16 protein-coding genes are annotated in these 18,742 nt (G+C 71.0%); 11 read left to right on the forward strand and 5 right to left on the reverse strand.

Annotated elements, in window-relative coordinates; all coding sequences use genetic code 11:
* Window positions 1-49 precede the first annotated feature (49 nt).
* Window positions 50-910: a Gfo/Idh/MocA family oxidoreductase gene (locus ACQPYZ_RS21535; RefSeq protein WP_433158812.1), complete on the reverse strand. Its 861-nt coding sequence runs from the start codon at window positions 908-910 to the stop codon at window positions 50-52.
* 79 nt (window positions 911-989) lie between these two features.
* Here ACQPYZ_RS21535 and ACQPYZ_RS21540 point away from each other — a divergent pair, with 79 nt between their 5' ends.
* From ACQPYZ_RS21540 to ACQPYZ_RS21565, 6 genes are all read left to right on the forward strand, one after another.
* Window positions 990-2,201 (forward strand): helix-turn-helix domain-containing protein, encoded by a 1,212-nt coding sequence (locus ACQPYZ_RS21540; protein ID WP_433158815.1) that lies wholly within the window; start codon window positions 990-992, stop codon window positions 2,199-2,201.
* A gap of 114 nt (window positions 2,202-2,315) precedes the next feature.
* A complete protein-coding gene (locus ACQPYZ_RS21545) occupies window positions 2,316-4,256 on the forward strand; it encodes a PQQ-binding-like beta-propeller repeat protein (RefSeq protein ID WP_433158818.1) in 1,941 nt (646 codons plus the stop codon).
* 9 nt (window positions 4,257-4,265) lie between these two features.
* Window positions 4,266-6,221, forward strand: a complete 1,956-nt coding sequence (locus tag ACQPYZ_RS21550) for a hypothetical protein (RefSeq protein ID WP_433158820.1) — start codon at window positions 4,266-4,268, stop codon at window positions 6,219-6,221.
* Window positions 6,218-7,477 (forward strand): DegT/DnrJ/EryC1/StrS family aminotransferase, encoded by a 1,260-nt coding sequence (locus ACQPYZ_RS21555; RefSeq protein ID WP_433158823.1) that lies wholly within the window; start codon window positions 6,218-6,220, stop codon window positions 7,475-7,477. Before ACQPYZ_RS21550 ends, ACQPYZ_RS21555 begins: the two co-directional genes overlap by 4 nt.
* Complete coding sequence (locus ACQPYZ_RS21560; protein ID WP_433158826.1) at window positions 7,474-8,199, forward strand: hypothetical protein; 726 nt, start codon at window positions 7,474-7,476, stop codon at window positions 8,197-8,199. The genes ACQPYZ_RS21555 and ACQPYZ_RS21560 overlap by 4 nt, the downstream gene beginning before the upstream one ends.
* 61 nt (window positions 8,200-8,260) lie before the next feature.
* Window positions 8,261-8,992, forward strand: a complete 732-nt coding sequence (locus ACQPYZ_RS21565) for an amidohydrolase family protein (protein WP_433158828.1) — start codon at window positions 8,261-8,263, stop codon at window positions 8,990-8,992.
* 76 nt (window positions 8,993-9,068) lie between these two features.
* Here ACQPYZ_RS21565 and ACQPYZ_RS21570 read toward each other — a convergent pair whose 3' ends face one another.
* Window positions 9,069-9,605 carry a GNAT family N-acetyltransferase gene (locus ACQPYZ_RS21570; protein WP_433158830.1) on the reverse strand — a complete coding sequence of 179 codons (537 nt, stop codon included), beginning with the start codon at window positions 9,603-9,605 and terminating at the stop codon, window positions 9,069-9,071.
* Between the two features lie 120 nt (window positions 9,606-9,725).
* Between ACQPYZ_RS21570 and ACQPYZ_RS21575 the strand changes: the two genes are divergently transcribed.
* From ACQPYZ_RS21575 to ACQPYZ_RS21595, 5 genes are all read left to right on the forward strand, one after another.
* On the forward strand, window positions 9,726-10,805 hold the full coding sequence (locus ACQPYZ_RS21575) for a HupE/UreJ family protein (protein ID WP_433158833.1): 1,080 nt from the start codon (window positions 9,726-9,728) through the stop codon (window positions 10,803-10,805).
* The gene (locus tag ACQPYZ_RS21580; RefSeq protein ID WP_433158836.1) at window positions 10,802-14,440 is read left to right on the forward strand and encodes a PQQ-binding-like beta-propeller repeat protein; all 3,639 of its coding nucleotides are present in this window, start codon (window positions 10,802-10,804) and stop codon (window positions 14,438-14,440) included. Before ACQPYZ_RS21575 ends, ACQPYZ_RS21580 begins: the two co-directional genes overlap by 4 nt.
* Window positions 14,441-14,486: 46 nt before the next feature.
* Window positions 14,487-15,305 carry an endonuclease/exonuclease/phosphatase family protein gene (locus tag ACQPYZ_RS21585; RefSeq protein ID WP_433158839.1) on the forward strand — a complete coding sequence of 273 codons (819 nt, stop codon included), beginning with the start codon at window positions 14,487-14,489 and terminating at the stop codon, window positions 15,303-15,305.
* A 9-nt stretch (window positions 15,306-15,314) separates the two neighbouring features.
* Window positions 15,315-16,082 (forward strand): helix-turn-helix transcriptional regulator, encoded by a 768-nt coding sequence (locus ACQPYZ_RS21590; protein WP_433158842.1) that lies wholly within the window; start codon window positions 15,315-15,317, stop codon window positions 16,080-16,082.
* A 69-nt stretch (window positions 16,083-16,151) separates the two neighbouring features.
* Window positions 16,152-16,907: an SDR family NAD(P)-dependent oxidoreductase gene (locus ACQPYZ_RS21595; RefSeq protein ID WP_433158845.1), complete on the forward strand. Its 756-nt coding sequence runs from the start codon at window positions 16,152-16,154 to the stop codon at window positions 16,905-16,907.
* Window positions 16,908-17,001: 94 nt separating this feature from the next.
* Here ACQPYZ_RS21595 and ACQPYZ_RS21600 read toward each other — a convergent pair whose 3' ends face one another.
* The 3 genes from ACQPYZ_RS21600 to ACQPYZ_RS21610 are packed head-to-tail and all read right to left on the reverse strand — an operon-like array spanning window position 17,002 to window position 18,736.
* Window positions 17,002-17,277 carry a hypothetical protein gene (locus ACQPYZ_RS21600; RefSeq protein WP_433158847.1) on the reverse strand — a complete coding sequence of 92 codons (276 nt, stop codon included), beginning with the start codon at window positions 17,275-17,277 and terminating at the stop codon, window positions 17,002-17,004.
* A 48-nt stretch (window positions 17,278-17,325) separates the two neighbouring features.
* The gene (locus tag ACQPYZ_RS21605; protein ID WP_433158850.1) at window positions 17,326-18,120 is read right to left on the reverse strand and encodes a CPBP family intramembrane glutamic endopeptidase; all 795 of its coding nucleotides are present in this window, start codon (window positions 18,118-18,120) and stop codon (window positions 17,326-17,328) included.
* Window positions 18,121-18,127: 7 nt separating this feature from the next.
* Window positions 18,128-18,736, reverse strand: coding sequence for a TetR/AcrR family transcriptional regulator (locus tag ACQPYZ_RS21610; protein ID WP_433158853.1), 609 nt, complete (start codon window positions 18,734-18,736; stop codon window positions 18,128-18,130).
* Window positions 18,737-18,742: the final 6 nt, after the last annotated feature.

The following is an 18,742-nucleotide window of genomic DNA, read 5'->3' on the forward strand; positions in this document are numbered from 1 at the left end:
GCGGACCCATCGGCCGGCAGCACCGTTCCGGTACCCAGAGCGACCGCGGCTAAGCCGGTGGCGTGTAGGCGGCTGTGTAGGCGGCCGCGTCCCAGGGCGAGAACGTGTCCGGCAGCGAGGCCGGATCGACCCAGTCGCTGCCGGTCGCCGCCGACTGCGCCAACGCGAGCAGCATCAGCTCCGGCTCGACACTGAGTTTCGGCGGTACGTCGCGGACGTGCGCGGTCAGGAACGGCTGGTAGAGCCCGGCCGGATCGGGCCGCAGGTGCTCGACCGACGTCGGGGTCGCCACGGTGGCGAAGTACGGATAACCGTCCTGGATGTCGACGAGCACCTCGGCTCCGCTCGCGTGCCGGAGCAGTCCACGGCGGCCGGCCGAGTCGAGCGCCCGGGCGGCGGTGAAGCCCGGCCCGAGCAGCGCCTCCGCGAAGGACACCGCGTGGACTCCGTAGTAGAACGGGTGCCCTGCGCAACCAACGACCACGAGCGACGCCGTTTCACCACGCTCTCGCCAGGCGAGTGCTTCCGGTAGACAGCGGAACGACGACCCGCCGCTGACGGGCTGACCGGCATCCGCGCGCGCCGCTAGGTCACGAAGATCGCCAACCCGGCCCGCGACCGGCTTGTCGAGTACGACCGCCAGGCCGGCGGCCAGCAACGTGCGCGCCTGCTCGTACCGCTGGTCCCAGTCGCACCCCAGCAACAACGCGACGTCGGCCGGCAGCTCGTCCAGCCGGTCCGCGACCACCGGGATCCCGTGCCGCTCGGCGAACTCTGCGGCGTACGACGGCGGCCGCACCCGGCCCGAGTCGAAGACGGCACTGACCTCCAGACCCGACGCCCGCACCAGCGGCACGAAGGCCGCCGGATGTGACGTGTCCAGCTCGACCAGCGCGATCCGTCGGGGCATGGGGTCAGTGTTCTACGGCGAGGGTTCTTGCAGCGGCCTGGGGTTGTGGTGAGACTGGCCCGATGGAGGGGATCCGGGCATGGTGACGACGGTCGGTGTCGTCGGTCCGTCGGACCTGGTCACCTCCACCAGCCGCATCGTCGCAGCCCTGCGTGGCGTCGAGGTCGTGCCGCTGCGGTACCGGCGGGAGACCGACACCCCCCGGATCATGGCCGAGGCGCCGGCGAGTGTGGACGCCTGGCTGTTCACCGGGGTCGTGCCCTACCAGATCGCCGCCGCCAACGACCTGCTCGACCGTCCGGCCGCGCACGTCGAGTACACCGGCGCCACGTTGATGCGGGCCTTGGTGCAGCTGCTCCGCGAAGGCCAGGACGTCACCTCGATGAGCATCGACGTACTCGACGAGGCGCAGGTCCACGAGACCTTGGACGAGGTCGGTCTGCCCACCGACGGCGTCCGGGTGTTGCCGTACCGCCGGGGGTTGGGTGCCGACGACGTGATCGCGTTCCACCGGGAGGCGGGTGCGACGATCGCGGTCACCTGTCTGCGGTCGGCGTACGAGAAGCTCCGGACCGAGCGGACGACCGTCCGGCTGGCTCCGTCGGTGCACTCGGTCCGGGCCGCGGTGAACAGTCTCCTGCTCGTTCATGACGCTTTGCGCAGTGACGATGCGCAGATCGCCCTGGGTCTGGTCGAGATCGCCGCCGACGGTGAGCAGGCGCTGCGGCGCGAGGCCGGCTCGCTCGGCGGCAGCGTCATCCGGTACGACGACAAGCGGTATCTGGTCGTGGCGACGCGCGGACCGCTCGAACAGGCGACCGCGGCGTTCAGCGAGCTCGGCATGCTGACCCGGCTCAAGGAGGAGTACGGGCCGGTGCGGATCGGCTTCGGGATCGGCGGCTCGGGGATCGAGACCGAGGCGCTGGCCCGACGCGCACTCGGCCGCGCGAAGACGGCGGGCCGGACCGCGGCGGTCGTCTCCTTGCGCAACGACATCGACCTGGTCCTGGTGGGCGGCGCGGCCCCGCGCGCCCAGCAGCGGTCGAAGCTGCAGGTGCTCGCGCAACGCGCCGGGTTGTCGAAGGCAACGCTCGAACGCCTGCAGGAGCTCGTGCGCGCGGCCCCGGAAGGGCTGACCACGCGCAGCGTCGCCGATCACCTCGGCATCCAGCCGCGGACCGCGCGCCGGGTGCTGAACCGGCTGGAGCGCGCCGGTCTCGCCGACGCCACCGGCACCCAGATCGGCTCCGGCAGCGGCCGGCCGCTGGTCGTCTACCGCGTCCACCTCTGACGCTTTTCCACAGCCTCGGTCGTCAGCTGTTGACGTCCCGATTCGGCCCTGCGTACGCTGCCGGGTAATTTCAGCCATGACCGTAAAACTCGCCGTGGCGATCCGGGAGGCCTTGTGGACAAGCGATTCGCACGGAGAATGCTCGGTGTGCTCGGCATTTGCGCACTGCTGCTGAGTGTTTCGGCCCCGGCCGGCGCAGGCCCCGGCCCGGTCACGGTCGACAGTCTCGGACCGGCGTCGGCGGTCACCTCGACCAGCGTCGCCGAGCAGGTCGGCGACCGGATCTGGACGGTGACGTCCGGGGTCTCGCCGATCCAGGTCGGTGCCTTCGACCCGGTCACCCGCACGGTCGACCGCAAGCTCACGCTGCCGACCGGAGCCGGCGCCTGGGCGATGACCCACCTCGGCACCGACCTGTACGTCGGTCTCTACACCCCCGGCGACCTCTACCGGATCGACACGGTGTCGGGCGAGGCCACCAAGGTCGCGCGGTTCGGCTCGTTCATCTGGTCGATCGCGGCCACCCCGGACGGCAAGGTCGTCGCCGGCACCTATCCGGACGGCGCCGTGCACGAGTACGACCCGGCCACCGGCGCGACCAGGACCTACGGCGCCGCCGTGGCCGGCGAGCAGTACGTCCGCAGCATCGCCGCCGACGCGACCACGATCTACGCCGGCGTCGGCACCAAGGCGCACCTGATCGCCATCGACCGGGTGACCGGTGAGCGCCGGGACGTGCTGCCGCCGGCGTACGCCGATCGCACCTTCGTCGCCACTCTCAGCCTGTCCGGGACGAAGCTCGCGGCCGGCCTCTCCCCCACCGGCACGATGCTGGTGTTCGACACCACCGACCTGAGCGACCCGGTCGAGGTGCAGACGCCGGGCGGCGACCAGTACGTCACCGCGATCACGATCGACGGACCCACGGGCGACGTCTACCTCGGCACCCGTCCGTCCGGCACGCTCTACCGGTACTCCGGGTCCACGCTCGAACGGCTCGGGTCGCCGTACGACGGGGCGTACTTCAACCGGATCTTCGTCGACGGCCCGACCGTCCGGGCCGAGCTGACCAGCCAGGTGGTCGAGTACGACGCCGGCACCGGGACGTTCACCGGGACCGATCTCGGCCAGGCGGGGCTGCCGCCGGCCCCGGAGCAGGCGATGGGGATCGCCGCCACCGCGACCTCGGTGCTCGTGAGCGGCAAGGCCGGCATCCAGGTGCACGACCTCGCGTCCGGTACGAGCACGCGGACTTTCCTCCCCGGCGAGGCCAAGACCCTGACCCCGGTCGGGCGCGACGTCTACCTCGGCGTCTACACGCTGGCCCGGCTGTGGTCGATGAAGCCCGACGGCTCCGGCCTGGACGAGTTCGGCCGGATCGGCCACGAGCAGACCCGGCCGACCGACGCGACGTACGACGCCCGGTCACGCACCTGGCTGATCTCCACCGAGCCCGACTACGGCAAGTACGACGGCACGCTGACCGAGCAGCACCTGGACACCGGCCGGCTCGAGGTGCACCGCGGTGTCGTGCCGCAGCAGTCCGTCCGCTCGGTCGCCACCCACGAGGGCGTCGCTTACCTGGGCGGCGCGACCCGCAACAGCCTGGGCACCGAGCCGATCTTGCCCGAGGCAACGATCGTCGCCTTCGACCAGCGCCGCAACCGCCGCCTGTGGGAGGTCGCCCCGCTGTCCGGCGCGCAGTCGTACAGCGACGTCGTCGTCTACCGCGGGCGGCTCTACGCGACCACGGACGACGGGCGCCTCGCCGTCCTCGACCCGCGGACGGGGAGGGTACTCGCCGACGCTGTCATCGGCACCGGTCAGAGCACATTGACCATCGCGCGCTCGGGACTGTTCGGCACCGACAGCAAACGGGTCTTCCAGGTGGTGCCCCGGCGATCCGGGCCGCCGGCGGTGACCACGGTGGTCGACGGCCTGGGTGCCCAGATCTACGGCTTCCCGTTGATCACGACGTCCCACACCGGCGACGCCCTCTACACGATCAAGGGCCGCGACCTGGTCCGGATCGGCAACCTCCCCCGGCAGAAGTGAGGCCTTCCGATGACGCTCTCTCGCCGTACGGTGCTGACCGGTGCGCTGCTCACCGGGGCGGCGAGCGCGCTGCCGATCTCCGGAGCACGGGCAGCCGGGCAGGCTGAGCCGGTCGACGGCTCGACGCTGCCCAGGTTCGGCGCCGCCTGCCTGACGGCGGCCGTGGTCGCGATGGCGGTGCACGACGGGCACGCGTATGTGATCACCCGTGGAATCGTCCCGCCGAAGCTGGTGGAGATCGACCTCGCCACCCGTCGGGTGAGCAGGACGATCGAGCTCCCGGTCGGCGAAGGCGGCTGGGGTATCACGGTGGCCGCGGGCCGGATCTACGTCGGTCTGTATCCGGTCGCCGACGTCTACTGCTTCGACCCGATGACCGCTGCGCTGACCCGCGTCGGCAGCCTGGCCGGCGCGGGTGGGTTCGTCTGGGACCTGACGACCGCGCCGGACGGTCAGGTGTTCGCGGTCAGCTACCCCAACGGCGCCGTCTGGCAGATCGACCCCGCCACCAACGCGCTCACCCGACTCGGTGCGCCGGTGGCCGGTGCGCAGTACGGTCGCTACGTCGGGGCCGCCGGCGACTACGTCTATGCCGGGATCTACACGCCGTCGCAGCTCGTCGGCTACCAGCGGTCCACCAAGACCTTCCGTGACCTGACACCCGCGGAAGTGCGCGGGCAGAACTTCGGCCCGTTCGCGGCGACGGCGGACCGGATCCACGCGGGCGCGACCGGATCGCTGATCAGCATGGGCCCGGACGGTAGCGACGTTCGCGTCGTGCCGCTGCCGGACGGGGAGTCCGGGGTCGACGCACTGTCGGTCAGCGCCGACGGGACGGCGTACCTGACGACCCGGCGCTCGGGCACGGTCTGGTCCTGCGGTCCGGACGACACCACCCTGACCGCGATCGGCACGCCGGCGCCGGCCGACGAGCATCGCCGACTCGTGCTGCTCGACGAGACCACGCTCCTCGGCGCGACCGGATCCGGCGTGCTCTGGTGGCTCGACCTCCCAACCGGCGCCGTCGAGCTCCTCGATCTCGTCGACGCCGGCTTCACGCCGGCGCCGGACAAACCGCAGTCGCTCGAGCTCGGCAACCCCCACCTGTACGTCGGCGGCCACTGGGTCGTCACCGAGCACGCGATCGGCACCGGCGGCACCCGCCGCATCCGCGTCCCCGGCGAGGCCAAGACGCTCACCTGGGTGAAGGACGGGCTGTACTCCGCGATGTATCCGAGCACCGAGGTGGTCCGGATCAACCCGCGGACCAAGGAGGTCCGCAGCCTCGGGACCATCGGTCACGACCAGATCCGGCCGTGGCAGGCGGCGTACGACGAGAAGTCGAAGCTGCTCGCGATCGCGTCCGCACCGGGCACCGGGAAGCTGACCGGCGCGCTCACGCTGGTGGACACCAGGACCGGCGAGCTCGACGTCCACTACGGCATCCTGCCGGATCAGAGCGTGATGTCGGTGGCGATCGTGGACGGCATCGCCTACCTCGGCGGCGACGTGGTCGGTGGTGGCGGGATCACGCCGACCCGCCCGGCGGCCGCGATCGGCGCCTTCGACCTGCGCCGCCGGAGGCTGCTCTGGACGGTCGACCCGCTGGCCGGCGAGCGCTCGATCCAGAGCGTCGCGGTCCACGACGGCGTCCTGTACGGCGTCCTGAAGCGGACCAGCGGCGGCTGGTTCCGGTACGACCTGCGGACCCGGACCGTCGTCCGCGGGACGAACACGCTGTCCGGCTACGGCGACATCTTCGTGGACCGGACCGGCGTCTATTGTGAGACGAACTTCGGCGGGAACCTGTACCGGCTCGGCCCAGGCCTCACCGAGGCCGAACTGCTGGTGAACAAGCTCGGCGACGGGTGGTACACGGTGCCACAACTGTCGCCGGTGCGCGGCGGACCGCACCGCGTGTGGGGCCTCGCCGACCGCGACCTCGTCCAGCTACCGTTGCCATGAGCAACCTCAAGGTGGGGACCGATCCGATGACCGAACTCGCACGCGACGGCGGTACGCCGGTGCGCTCCACCCCACTGCCGTCGGTGATGGAGGCCTCCGGCCGCCGGTTCGGCGACGAGGAGGTGAAGGCCGCCGAGCGGGTGCTCCGCAGCGGCATGCTGTCGGCCACCTGGGGCACCGAGGTGCCCGCGCTGGAGCAGGAGTTCGCGGAGCTCCTGCGCGCCGGTCACGCGGTCGCCTGCAGTTCCGGCACGGCGGCGCTCCACCTCGCGGTCGCCGCCGTGAACCCGGCGCCGGGCGAAGAGATCATCACCACGCCGATCAGCGACATGGGCACGGTGTTCCCGATCCTGATGCAGAACGCCGTACCGGTGTTCGCGGACGTCGACCCGGTCACCGGGAACCTCGACCCGGCCGCGGTGGCCGCTGCGATCACTCCCCGGACCCGAGCCGTGATGGCCGTTCACCTGTTCGGCAAACCGGCGCCGATCGCCGAGCTGCGCGCGCTGTGCGACCAGCACGGCCTCGTGCTGATCGAGGACTGCGCGCAGGCCTATCTCGCCCCCGTCGGGGACACGTTCGTCGGCCGGATCGGCCATATCGGCTGCTTCAGCCTCCAGCAGACCAAGCACATCAGCGCCGGCGACGGCGGCCTCGTGATCACCGACGACCCGGCGCTGGCCCAGCGGATGCGCTTGTTCGCCGACAAGGGCTGGCCGCGGGCCACGAATGAGCGCAACTACCTGTTCCTCGCGCTCAACTACCGCATGACCGAGCTGGTCGGCGCGGTCACCCGGGCCCAGCTGACCCGGCTGGCCGGCGTGGTCGCGGACCGTCGTACGGCGGCCGCCCGGGCCACTGCCGGGATCGCGGACCTGCCCGGGATCACGCCACCACCGGACACCGGTGACCACGTCTACTGGCAGTACCCGCTCGTCCTCGATCCCGCGGTCGCGGGCGACCTGCGGGAATGGGCGGCCGCGCTGACCGCCGAGGGCGTGCCCGCGAACGGTGGCTACCTGACCAGCCCGTTGTACGGCGCGCCCGCCTTGCGCGAGCGGGTGACGTACGGCGACTCGCACTTCCCTCTGCAAGACGTGGAGTATCCGGTGGGGCTCTGCCCGACCGCGGAGGAGCTCATCGACCGCCGCCTCCTCGTCCTCCCCTGGAACGAGAACTACACCATCGAGGATGTGGACGACATCGTCACCGCGATCCGCAAGGTCCACGGCGCGCTGGCTAAGGTGGCCCGATGAGCGACGGACCCGTGCTGCTGGACTGCGACGTACTGGTCGGGCATGACGTCACGACCGGGCGGTGGAGCCGACCCGACGGCGTCCGGGACGTGCTGAAGGCGACCGGGATCTCCGGCGGGGTGGTGTCGTCGCTGCGGGCGACGTACTTCGACGTCCCCAGCGGGAACGACGAGGCCCTCCAGGTTGCCGAGGGCAACGGGTTGACGGCGTGCCCGGTGCTGGACCTGCGCGATCCGCTCGGTGCGGAGCGGGAGCTCGACCGGTGGTTGTCCAGGCCGGAGCCGCCGCGGGTGGTCCGGCTGGCGCCGACGGCGCAGAGCGTCGAGCCGACGTACCCGGCCTTCGAACACGTCGTCCGGCTGCTGGTGGACGCCGGGCTGACGATCTTCACCGAGGGTGACGTCCGGAAGGTCGGGCCCGCGCTGCGCGGACTCGGGGCGACGGTGGTGTTCCTGGACACGCACTTCTACTACCTCGGCGACTTCGTCGTGCTGGCGCGCGGTGAGGCCGGGTTCCACACGTCGACCCGGATGCTGACCGGCCCCGACTCCCTGGAGATCGTCGCGGCGGAGGTCGGCGCCGACCGGCTCGTGCTCGGCTGCCGGACACCGTTCCACGAGACCCAGGCCGTCGTCCGCCGCCTGCTCACCTCCAAGCTCACCGCCGACGAGATCGCCCAGGCCGGCAGCCACAACCTCACCCGACTCCTGGAGCAAGCATGATCATCGACGTGCACGCCCACCGGGGGCCCACCGACCACCACCCCCACGTCCTGGAGCCCGCATGCTGATCGACGTGCACGCTCACTGGGGGCCGTGGTTCTTCTCCATGGACGTCGGCAGTGTCGGCGTCAACAGCGAACTGATGGACCGCTTCGGCATCGACATCCAACTGGTGTCCGCGATCGAGGGGATCGTGTACGACGCCCCGGCCGGCAACCGCTCGCTGGCAGCGCAACTGCCGACCGACCCGCGGTTGCGCGGCATGGTCGTGGTCGACCCGCGCCGGCTCGACGAAGCCCGCGCCGACCTCGACGAACTGCTCGCCGGCGACGGCCGGTCCCGGTGGGTCGGCGCGAAGATCCACACCGACTACAGCCGGACGCCGATCGACTCCCCCGACATGCGGGCGGCGATCGAGCTCACCACCGAGTTCGGCCTGCCCACACTCGTGCACACCTGGGGCAAGAACATCCTCGACCTCGCCGACGTCGCCGCCGACGTGCCCGGCGCGCGTGTGATCGCCGGGCACATGGGCGCGAACGGCTGGCCGCTCGTGCCCGAGGCCGCGAGCCGCAGCGACGGTATCTGGTTCGAGCCGTGCTGGTCGGCGCCCGAAGCCGGCCGCATCCGCTGGATCCTCGACCGGATCGGCCCGTCCCGGCTGATGTTCGGCACCGACGCCACGTTGATCGACCCGTCGGTCGCCCTCGGCACGTTCGAGGCCGCGAACCTCACGCCACCGGAGGAAGAAGCCATCATGTGGCGCAACGCCACGAACCTCTTCAACCTCTGACCGGACCCGCCGCCGTCACCCTCTGGCCGGCCCGCAGCCGTCACCCTCTGACCGGCCCCGCACGCCGCCGCGGCCGTCAGCCTCCGACGCGGTTCGGGGCGAGGAAGACGACGATGTCGGTCTCCGGTCCGCGGACCGGTGGTTCGCGCCAGCCCACCCGGCGGTAGAACGCGATCGCGTCGTGCGCCTGGTTCCACGTCAGCAGCCACGCCCGAGGGTGATCGGCCACGGCCGTCTCCAACAGCCGCCGCCCGAGCCCGGTCCCCCGCGCGCTCGCCAGCACCCCGAGCTCGTCGATCTCGAACGCGCCGACCAGCGACTCCTCCACCTGCTCCCGTCCCAGCCGCTCGAGCACCTTCCCGTACGCCCGGTCCGTCCGGAACGGCGCCGGCGTCGTCCACCCGGTCACGAACCCCACGATCGCCCCCTCAGCCGACCGCTCCACCAACGCCCGGAACCCGTCCCGCCGCGCATCCTGCGTGAGCCGCGCCCGGAACGCGACCCGGGTCTCCTCCGGATCCCGATGCGACCACGGCGGTGCCGTGAACACCTGCACGTACGCCGCGGTCAACTCGTCCGCGATCTCCAGCACGTCGTCCCGATAGCTCTGCACCCCTCGAACCTACCCCGCTGCGACCGGTTCGCAGGTGCGATTTTCTGGCCTCGCGACAGGGGGAAATCGTTTCCTGACTGGACACCCACTGCTTGCCGGAGTCGCATGGGATGAGGTCCCATGCGGCGTCTGCTTGCCTTCTCCGGACTGGTCCTGCTCCTGTTCACCGTCGGAGCCACGACCGCGTCCGCCCACGTGATCGCGTCCACCGGCTACTCGACCGTGCGCCAGACGGGCAGCCAGGTGACGTACCAGCTCAGCCTGGAGTACGCCGTCCTCGCGCGGGCCGTCGATCTCGGCGTACCCGCGGCCGACGACGGGCAGCGGGCGCAGGCGCTGGACGCAGCCAAGCCGGAACTCGAGGAGTATCTGCACGACCGCGTGGTCGTCTCTCTCGACGGCGCCGCCTGCGAGCCCGCACTGGAGACCACGTCCGTCGGCCGGCGAGCGGAGAAGCCGTACGCCGACCTCGGCCTGGTGTACTCCTGTCCCGGCGACCGCGGCCAGTTCCGGCTGCAGTACGACGTCTTCGCGGACGCCGAGGCGGTCGCCGACGACCACACCAACGTGGTCGAATACACCTTCGCCGACACGTCCGGGCGGACCGTCCTCGACCGCTCAAAGCACGACTTCACGGTCGGCGACAACACGCTCGCCTCCTCCAGCCTGCAGTTCGGGAAGATGGGCGTCGAGCACATCCTGCTCGGGCTCGACCACGTGCTGTTCGTCGTCGCCCTGATGCTGGGTGCGACCACCTTCCGCAGCCTGCTGCAGGTGGTCTCGATGTTCACCGTCGCGCACAGCGTCACGCTCGTCTCCACGCTGTTGGGCGGGATCTCGGTGCCGGCGGTCGTGGTCGAGCCGCTGATCGCGCTGTCGATCGCCTTCGTCGCGGTCGAGAACCTGCTCGGCTCCACCCGCCACCGGCTCCCGGTGGTCTTCGGATTCGGTCTGCTGCACGGCCTCGGCTTCGCCGGGTCGCTGCGCATCACCGATGAGGTCAGCCCGGAACTGCTCGTGTCGCTGCTGAGCTTCAACGTCGGCATCGAGGCGGGCCAGGCGATGCTGCTGGTCGCCGTGTTCCCACTGGTCCTGCTCATCCGCCGGAGCCGCCTCGCGGTCCCGGCGGTCCGGACGGCGACCGGGGTCGTCGCCGCCTTCGGCCTCTACTGGTTCGTCGAAAGGTTCCTCTTCGCATGATTCGCCTGACCCGCTCGTCTCGCGAAACACGGACAACGACAGCGCACAGAATCCTGTACGGCGTCACCGCCGGCCTGACCGCGATCGTCATCGGCGTGCCGCTCACCGGGGTCATCGCCGACGCCGTCGACGGCCCGAGCGCCACCCTCTCCGGGACGGTCTTCGAGGACCGCGACAACGACGGCCGGATCGACCGCGGTGAGCCGGTGCTGCCCGGTGTCAGCGTGTCCGACGGTCAGCGGATCGTCGTGACCGACACCGAGGGCCGCTACACGCTGACCACCGACGTCGAGCGCCGCGACGCCGACCTGGTGTTCGTCACCCAGCCGGCCGGCTACTCGGTCGGCACCGACGCGAACATGACCGCGAAGTTCTACCGCGACCTCGGTCAGCTCGCCACCGGCGACACCAAGGAGGTGAACTTCGGCCTGCGCAAGGACAAGCAGTCCGCCGGCGGCGGTTTCACCTTCGGCAACGTCGCCGACCCACACGTGAACGCCCAGCTGGCCGAGCAGATCACCGAGATCAACTCCACCCGGCAGAACCTGGCCTTCATCCAGGTCAGCGGCGACCTGACGAACAACGCGACGGACGCGGAGTTCGAGTTCTACAAGGCCGGCACCGCGCACTCGAAGGTCCCGGTCTGGCCGGCCGTCGGCAACCACGAGTACTCGGCGGGGGCGACGTACAAGGAGCGGATCAACAACTACCGCCGGCACGTCGGCCCGGAGTGGTACTCGTTCGACTACAGCGACCGGCACTTCCTGGTGCTGGAGAACAACGGCGCCGCGCCGTTCGCCGAGCAGCTGGAGTGGGTCAAGGCCGACCTGGCCCAGAACGTGAAGAAGGGCAAGCACCTGGTCGTGCTGGCCCACCAGCCGATGAACGTGCCGTTCGGCTCGCCGTCGGTGTACGACGAGTACGGCAAGCTGCTCGAGCAGTACGGCGCCGAGCTGATGCTGGTCGGCCACGAGCACTCCAACGACGTGGAGCCGCGCAGCGACTTCGCCGGTACCGCGAAGCACGTGCAGACGGTGTCCAGCTCGTACACGATCGACAACTCGCCGCGCGGGTTCCGGTTCGTGAACATGGACAACAAGGCCTTCGACAACCCGTTCCGGCTGTACGGCGCGGACAAGGACCTCACCATCGTCAGCCCGGCCCCCGGCACCGCGGTCCCGCTCGACCGCTTCCCGGGCATCCAGGTGAACGCCTACGACACCAGTGACGCCCCGAAGAAGGTGCGCTACCGCCTGGACAACGGCAACTGGCAGTCGCTGCAGTCCACCGGCGAGTTCACCTGGTACGGCGACCTGCCCCGCCGCACCCGGATCGGCAAGCACACCCTCACCGTGGAGGCGGCCGACAAGAGCGGCGCCACCTGGAAGCGCTCGTCGACGTTCACCCTGACCAACGAGAAGGCGATCAAGCCGGTCGCCGGCGCGAACTGGTCTCAGCACCACGGCGACGCCGCCCACAGCGGAGTGGCGGCCGACTTCATCGCCGCCGGTCAGCGGCTCGCCTGGTCGTACCGGACGAAGGGCACCTTCCTCACCGGTTCCCCCGCGATCGTCGACGGCGTCGTGTACGCCGGCACGCGGGACGAGAACGGGGACGGCAACAGCGCCGTGCACGCGGTGTCGCTGGCGACGGGCAAGAAGCTGTGGACGTACGCCGTACCGTCGTCGGTGCACGGCAGTGTCGCGGTCGCGGACGGGCTGGTCTACGTGCCGACGCTGCGGGGCACGCTGTTCGCGGTCGACGCCAAGACCGGCAAGCTCAAGTGGCGCCACGACCCGGGGCCGGCGCCGGAGGGCAACAACCAGCGCACCTACGGCTACTACGGCGTGACGGTTGCCGACGGCAAGGTCCTGTACCCGTACCAGACCCGTCACGGTGAGGCCGCCCGCGGCCTGCTGGTCGCGCTCGACGCCAAGACGGGCACCCGGATCTGGGCCTCGCCGATGAGCGGCGCGACCATGAGCGACGGTACGCCGGTGGTCGCCGACGGGCACGTGTACGTCGGCAACGAGACCGCCGACCGGGTGATCTCGTACAACCTGCAGACCGGCGCCCAGGAGTGGACCGGCGCGGCCGCGCTCGGCGGCTGGCAGGACGGAATCCCGTCGGCGGGCGGCGGCCGGGTCTTCATCGGCTCCGGCAACGGCATCATCGCCCGCGACGGCACCACCGGCGCCACGCTCTGGAGCTACCGCAGCTCCTGGCCGTCGCTGGTCAACGGCAACGCCACCCCGGCAGCGGCCGCGATCAAGGGTGACGTGGTCTACATGGGCTTCCCGAGCGGTGAGGTGGCCGCGCTCAACGCCGCCACCGGCGCGGTGATCTGGAAGCGGCTGCTGCCGGGTCAGCAGTACCGCGGGGGATCGTTCACCTCGCCCGCACTCAGCGGCAACACGCTGTTCGTCGGCTCCAACGGCGGCAGCTTCTACGCCCTCGACGCCCGGACCGGACAGCCGCTGTGGCAGCACGACCTCGGTACCTGGGTCTCGGCCGGTCCCGCGGTCAGCGGGAACACGGTCGTCGTCGGCGCACTCGACGGCAACCTGTACGCCTTCACCCCCGGCGGGGCCGCGGCTCGGCCGTGGCCGGTGGTGTCCGGCAAGGTGACCAAGAAGTCCACCGGCGAGCCGCTCGCCTCGACCGCGGTCAGCCTGCTCCAGAACGGTACGGCGATCGCCTCCACCTCGACCGACTCGGCCGGCAACTACCGGGTCGCGGTCGAGAAGGGCGCCGGAACCTACACCGTTCAATCCGCGCAACTCGGCTACGCGACGGCCGCCCGCGACGTCACCGTCGGGACCACCGGGGTGTCGGGCGTCGACCTGGCGATCTCGCCGGTCGCGGTGGACGCCAGCATCGGCAAGCGGCTGCCGAGCGGCCTGGTCGAGGCCGGTGTCGACGACATCGTGATCGAGAACAAGCACCTGGCGATGGCAGTGGCGAAGGTCTTCCAGGACCCGCAGATGGCCCCGTCGACGCCGGGCAAGGTCGTCGATCTGGCGATCACCGGGCAGCCTGACCAGCTCGACTGGATCAACCTGCCGTACGTGAGCACCACCGAACCGGCCGGCGGCAGTGCCTGGCAGCAGCTGCAAGTCCGGTCGACCGACGTACAGATCGTCGAGAACACCGGCGCGAAGGCGGTCGTCCGGGTCACCGGCACGTCGGCGGAGAACCCGGATCTCAAGGTGGTGACGACGTACACCGCGACGCCGGACGAGCAGTTCATCACCGCGGCGACGACGTTCACCAACGCCACCGGTGCGCCGCTGACGGTGTGGGCCGGTGACGCGCTCGACCACGACGGGCCCGGGTCGCGGTCGGCGGTCTCGGGCAACGCGCCGATCACCAGCGGTGGACCGTTCGCCCAGACGCCGGACGCGAAACGCTGGATCGGCCAGTCCGGGACCAGCGCCGACAACCAGACGTACGGGCTGGTCTACAGCACCGACAGCGGTGCGTTCACCGGCTACTCGCAGGCGATCTGGACGATGAGCAAGTTCAAGCTCGATCTGCCCGCGGGTGGCGGCCACACCATCACCCGCCGCATCGTTGCAGCCGGCAACGGTGGGGCCGCCGACAAGTTCGCCGTACTCAACCAGTTCGCGTTCTGAGCACCTGGCGGTACCCCGGCGCATGCGCCGGGGTACCGCGTTTTGTATGGGTCAGACGCTGCGGGTCGCGACGCTCAACATCTGGGGCCGGCACGGGGACTGGGACGCGCGCCGGGAAGTGCTCCAGGAGGGCTTCCGGGCTCTGCAGCCGGACCTGATCGCCTTGCAGGAGACCGTCGTCACCGACGAGTCGGACCAGACCGCCGAGCTCTTCGGCGACGACTGGCACGTCCTGCACCAGGGCCGGCGGTCGACGGACGGGACCGGCTGCTCGATCGTCAGCCGGTGGCCGGCGGTCGCGGTCGAGGAGGTCGACCTGTGTGTCACCGACCGGGTCGATCCCGACGACTTCCCGGGGCGGACGACGGCGGCCGAGTTTGAGACCCCGGCCGGGCCGGTGCTGTTCGTCAACCACAAGCCGAACTGGCAGCTCGCGTACGAGCGCGAACGTGAACTGCAGGCGGTGACCGCGGCCCGGGCGATCGAGCGCATCACCGCCGGCCGCGAGCTGCACGTCGTCCTGGCCGGAGACTTCGACGCCCGGCCGGAGACCGGCAGCATCCGGTTCTGGACCGGTCGGCAGTCGCTCGGTGACCTCAGCGTCAACTACCAGGACGCGTGGGAGTTCGCGCATCCCGGCGAGAGCGGGCACACCTTCACGGTGGAGAACCCGGCCATCCTGGCGGAGGCCGACTGGGGTCGCATCCCGGCACGGCGGATCGACTACGTCATGGTCCGCTGCGATCTGCGCGGCCCGACCCTACGGATCCGTTCGGCCGAACGCCTTTTCGACCGGCCGGTCCGCGGCGTCTTCGGCTCCGACCACTTCGGCGTCATCGCCGAGCTCGAGGAGTTGTCCGGGTAGCCTCGTGGGGTGGTGCGGCGTGAGCAGTTGCGGGATTTCCTCCGCGCACGGCGGGCGGAGGTCTCGCCGGCCGAGGTCGGGCTTCCCGTCGTCGGCAGGCGACGTACGCCGGGGTTGCGGCGCGAGGAGGTCGCCTCGCTGGCCGGCGTCGGGGTGTCGTGGTACACCTGGCTCGAGCAGGGCCGGGACATCAACGTGTCCGGCGAGGTGCTCGACGCGATCAGCAGGACGCTGCGGCTGACCGAGCCCGAGCGCGCGCATCTCTACCTGCTGGCCGGACTCAATCCACCCCTGAGCCGGACGACCGGCAGCGAGGTCTCCCCCGAGCTGCGGCGACTCGTCGACGCCTGGTCGCCGCGACCGGCGATCCTACGCGACCGGTACTGGAACCTGCTCGCGATCAACGACGCGACCCGCACCGTCTTCGGGTACGACGACGCCGACCACAACTGCCTGATCTCGTTCTTCACCAACGCCCGCTACCGGGGCATGCACGTCCACTGGGCCGCGGTCGCGCCGGCCGTGGTCGCGGCGTTCCGGGCGGACGCGGCCCGGGCTCCGGAGGATCCGGAGTTCCGGCGGGTCGTGGACGAGCTGACGGCGGCGAGCCCGGACTTCGCCGCGTTGTGGGCCCGGCAGGAGGTCGGCGTCCCCGGACAGGTCGTGAAGGCGGTGAACCATCCGAAGCAGGGTGAGCTGTTCTTCGACCTGACCACGCTCGCGGTCACCGACCACCCCGACTGGCTCCTGGAGCTCTACGTCCCGCGGCCTGCCTAGCCTGGTGGTGCCGAACCCAGGTTCGGCCCGCACTGTTTGCCGCGCGCAACAACCGGCACGCTGGCCGGTATGACTCACCGATTCGCAGACAAGGTCGCGCTCGTCACCGGCGGCTCCAGCGGGATGGGACTCGCCGCGGCCCGGCGGCTGCTGACCGAGGGCGCCCAGGTCGTGATCACCGGACGCGACAAGACCCGGCTCGACGCCGCCGCGGCCGGCCTCGGCGCCCCGAACCGGGTGGTCGCAGTCCCCGGCGACACCGCCAGCCTGACCGATCTGGACACCCTGGCGACCACCGTCCGCGACCGCTTCGGGCGCCTGGACGTCCTCTTCGCGAACGGGGGCGTCGCCGCGTTCGAGCCGGCCGGGCAGACCAACGAGGCCGAGTTCGACCGAGTGGTGGACATCAACTTCAAGGGCGTGTTCTTCACCGTCCAGAAGCTGGTCCCCCTGCTGTCCGACGGCGCGGCGGTGGTGATCAACGCGTCCTGGACGATCCAGCGCGGTCTGCCGGGGGCGTCGGTGTACGCGGCGACCAAGGCGGCGGTGCACAACCTCACGCACACGTTCGCGGCCGAGCTGGCGCCGCGGCGGATCCGGGTCAACTCGGTCAGCCCCGGCTACATCGAGACCCCGATGTTCCACGACAACGTCACGCCGGAGGCACACGCGGCCGTCGTCGCGGCCGTGCCGGCAGGGCGGATCGGCACCGCGGAGGACGTGGCCGGTGCGGTGGCGTTCCTGGCGAGCGACGAGGCGTCGTACGTCAACGGACAGGACCTCGTGATCGACGGCGGCCTGGTCACCGCCGGCGCTCCCGTCTGACCGTCCCCTGCCCGTGGCGGCGGGACTGGGCTGGCCGGCGGGGTCCGGCCGCTCTCACTCGGCCGGGCCGCCGCCGGCAGCCCTCAGGCGGCGGTTACCCGGTCGTGACGGGCGCGGGATCGGCGGCGATGGTCTCCAGCTCGGTGCGGAACTGCGGCAGCAGCCAGCGCAGCGGCTGGTCCAGGACGCGGCCGATGGTCGCCTCGTCGACGTGCAGGAGATCGCCGATGCGGGCGAGCGCGTCCGGCTCGTCGACCGCGGCGTACAGCAGGTGGACCACCTCGTGCCGGTGCGCGAACACCGCGAGCGCCGCGGCCGCCAACCCCGGATCGATCTCCGGCGGACTCGTGATTTCCCCGTGAACAGTCACGTCATCACAACCTGACAGAACACCGATCGGTTACGTGCAAGCTCGATTTCAGCCCGGCAGCCAGCCCACTTTCCCGATCAGGTACGTCGCCCCGACCAGCGCACCGATGTCGATCAGGGAGTGCGCGACCACCAGCGGCATGACCCGGCCCCATCGGCGGTAGAGGTAGCAGAAGATCACGCCCATGAGCACGTTGCCGAGGAAACCGCCGAGCCCCTGATAGAGGTGGTACGACCCGCGCAGCAGCGCGCTGGCCGCCGTACTGCGGCCGACGGACCACCCGAGCTGGTCCAGCCGCCGGTTGAGGTAGGCCAGCACGATGACCTCCTCGAGGATCGCGTTCTGGGCCGCGACCAGGATCAGGACCGGGATCCGCCACCAGGCGTCCGGCAGCCGGGCCGGGTCCACGGTCAGGTTGGCTCCGGTCGCGTAGGCGGCCAGGTAGAAGGCGAGCCCGGCGCCGCCGATGCCGGCGGCCACCGCCGTCCCGCGCCCGAGGTCGCGGAGCCGGTCCCTCAGGTCGAAACCGAGCGTCCGCATCGTCTCGCCACCCCGGGCCAGGAAGTGCGCGACCAAGGCGACCGGCACGAGCGCGGTCACCACCGCGAACAGCTGCCAGGTCAGGTCCAACCAGGGCCGGCCGGGCGCGCGCGAGCCGACGATCACCGCGGTCTGCCCACTGATCGGCCGCTCCGACGTCAGCACCCCGGTGAACGAGATGATCGCCGAGACCCCGGACGCTCCGAGCGACAGCGCGAGGACCAGCCAGACCTCCTTGGTCAGCACCCGCCGGTCAGGGCCCGGAGCCACCACCGGTTCGACCTCGTCCGCGGACCTCGTCATGCCCCAACTATCCCGCGCCCAGCAACTCCAGCAGGTGGTCCAGGACGTCGCCCGGCTCCACCTCCAGCCGGTACTGCGACTGGATCTGCAGCCCGTCCGACAGCGCGATCAGCAGCGTGGCGATCGTCTCCGGGTCGGCCGCCGTACTCATCGTCCCGTCCGCCTGCCGCGCCCGGACGCCCTCGGCCAGCGCCGCACGCAGTCGCCGGTAGCGCTCGACGAAGTACTCGTGCGCGCCGTGCTGCGGATCGCCGGCCTCGGCCGAGAACGTCGAGTACAGCTGGACCAGGCCCGGGACGTCGGTGTTGTGCCGGACGACCGCGCCGAGCTTGCCGATCACGTCGAGCCCGCTGTTGAGTGCACCGTCGAGCCCGCTGTCGAGTCCCCCGTCGAGCCGCGCGGTGTCGGCCTCGTCCCGCGCCCGCAGGACCGCCTCGAAGAGCTTCTCCTTCGAGCCGAAGTAGTGCAGCAGGCCGGCCTCGCTCAGCCCGACCGCGGCGGCCAGCTCGCGCGTGGACGTCTTCCGGTAGCCCTGCCGGGCGATCACCTCGAGCGCCTTGGTGAGGATCTCCTCGCGCTTGGCGACACCCTTCGCGTACGGCCCTCTCGTTGCCATGCCTGA

Source organism: Kribbella sp. CA-247076, from assembly GCF_050942445.1.
GTDB lineage: Bacteria > Actinomycetota > Actinomycetes > Propionibacteriales > Kribbellaceae > Kribbella.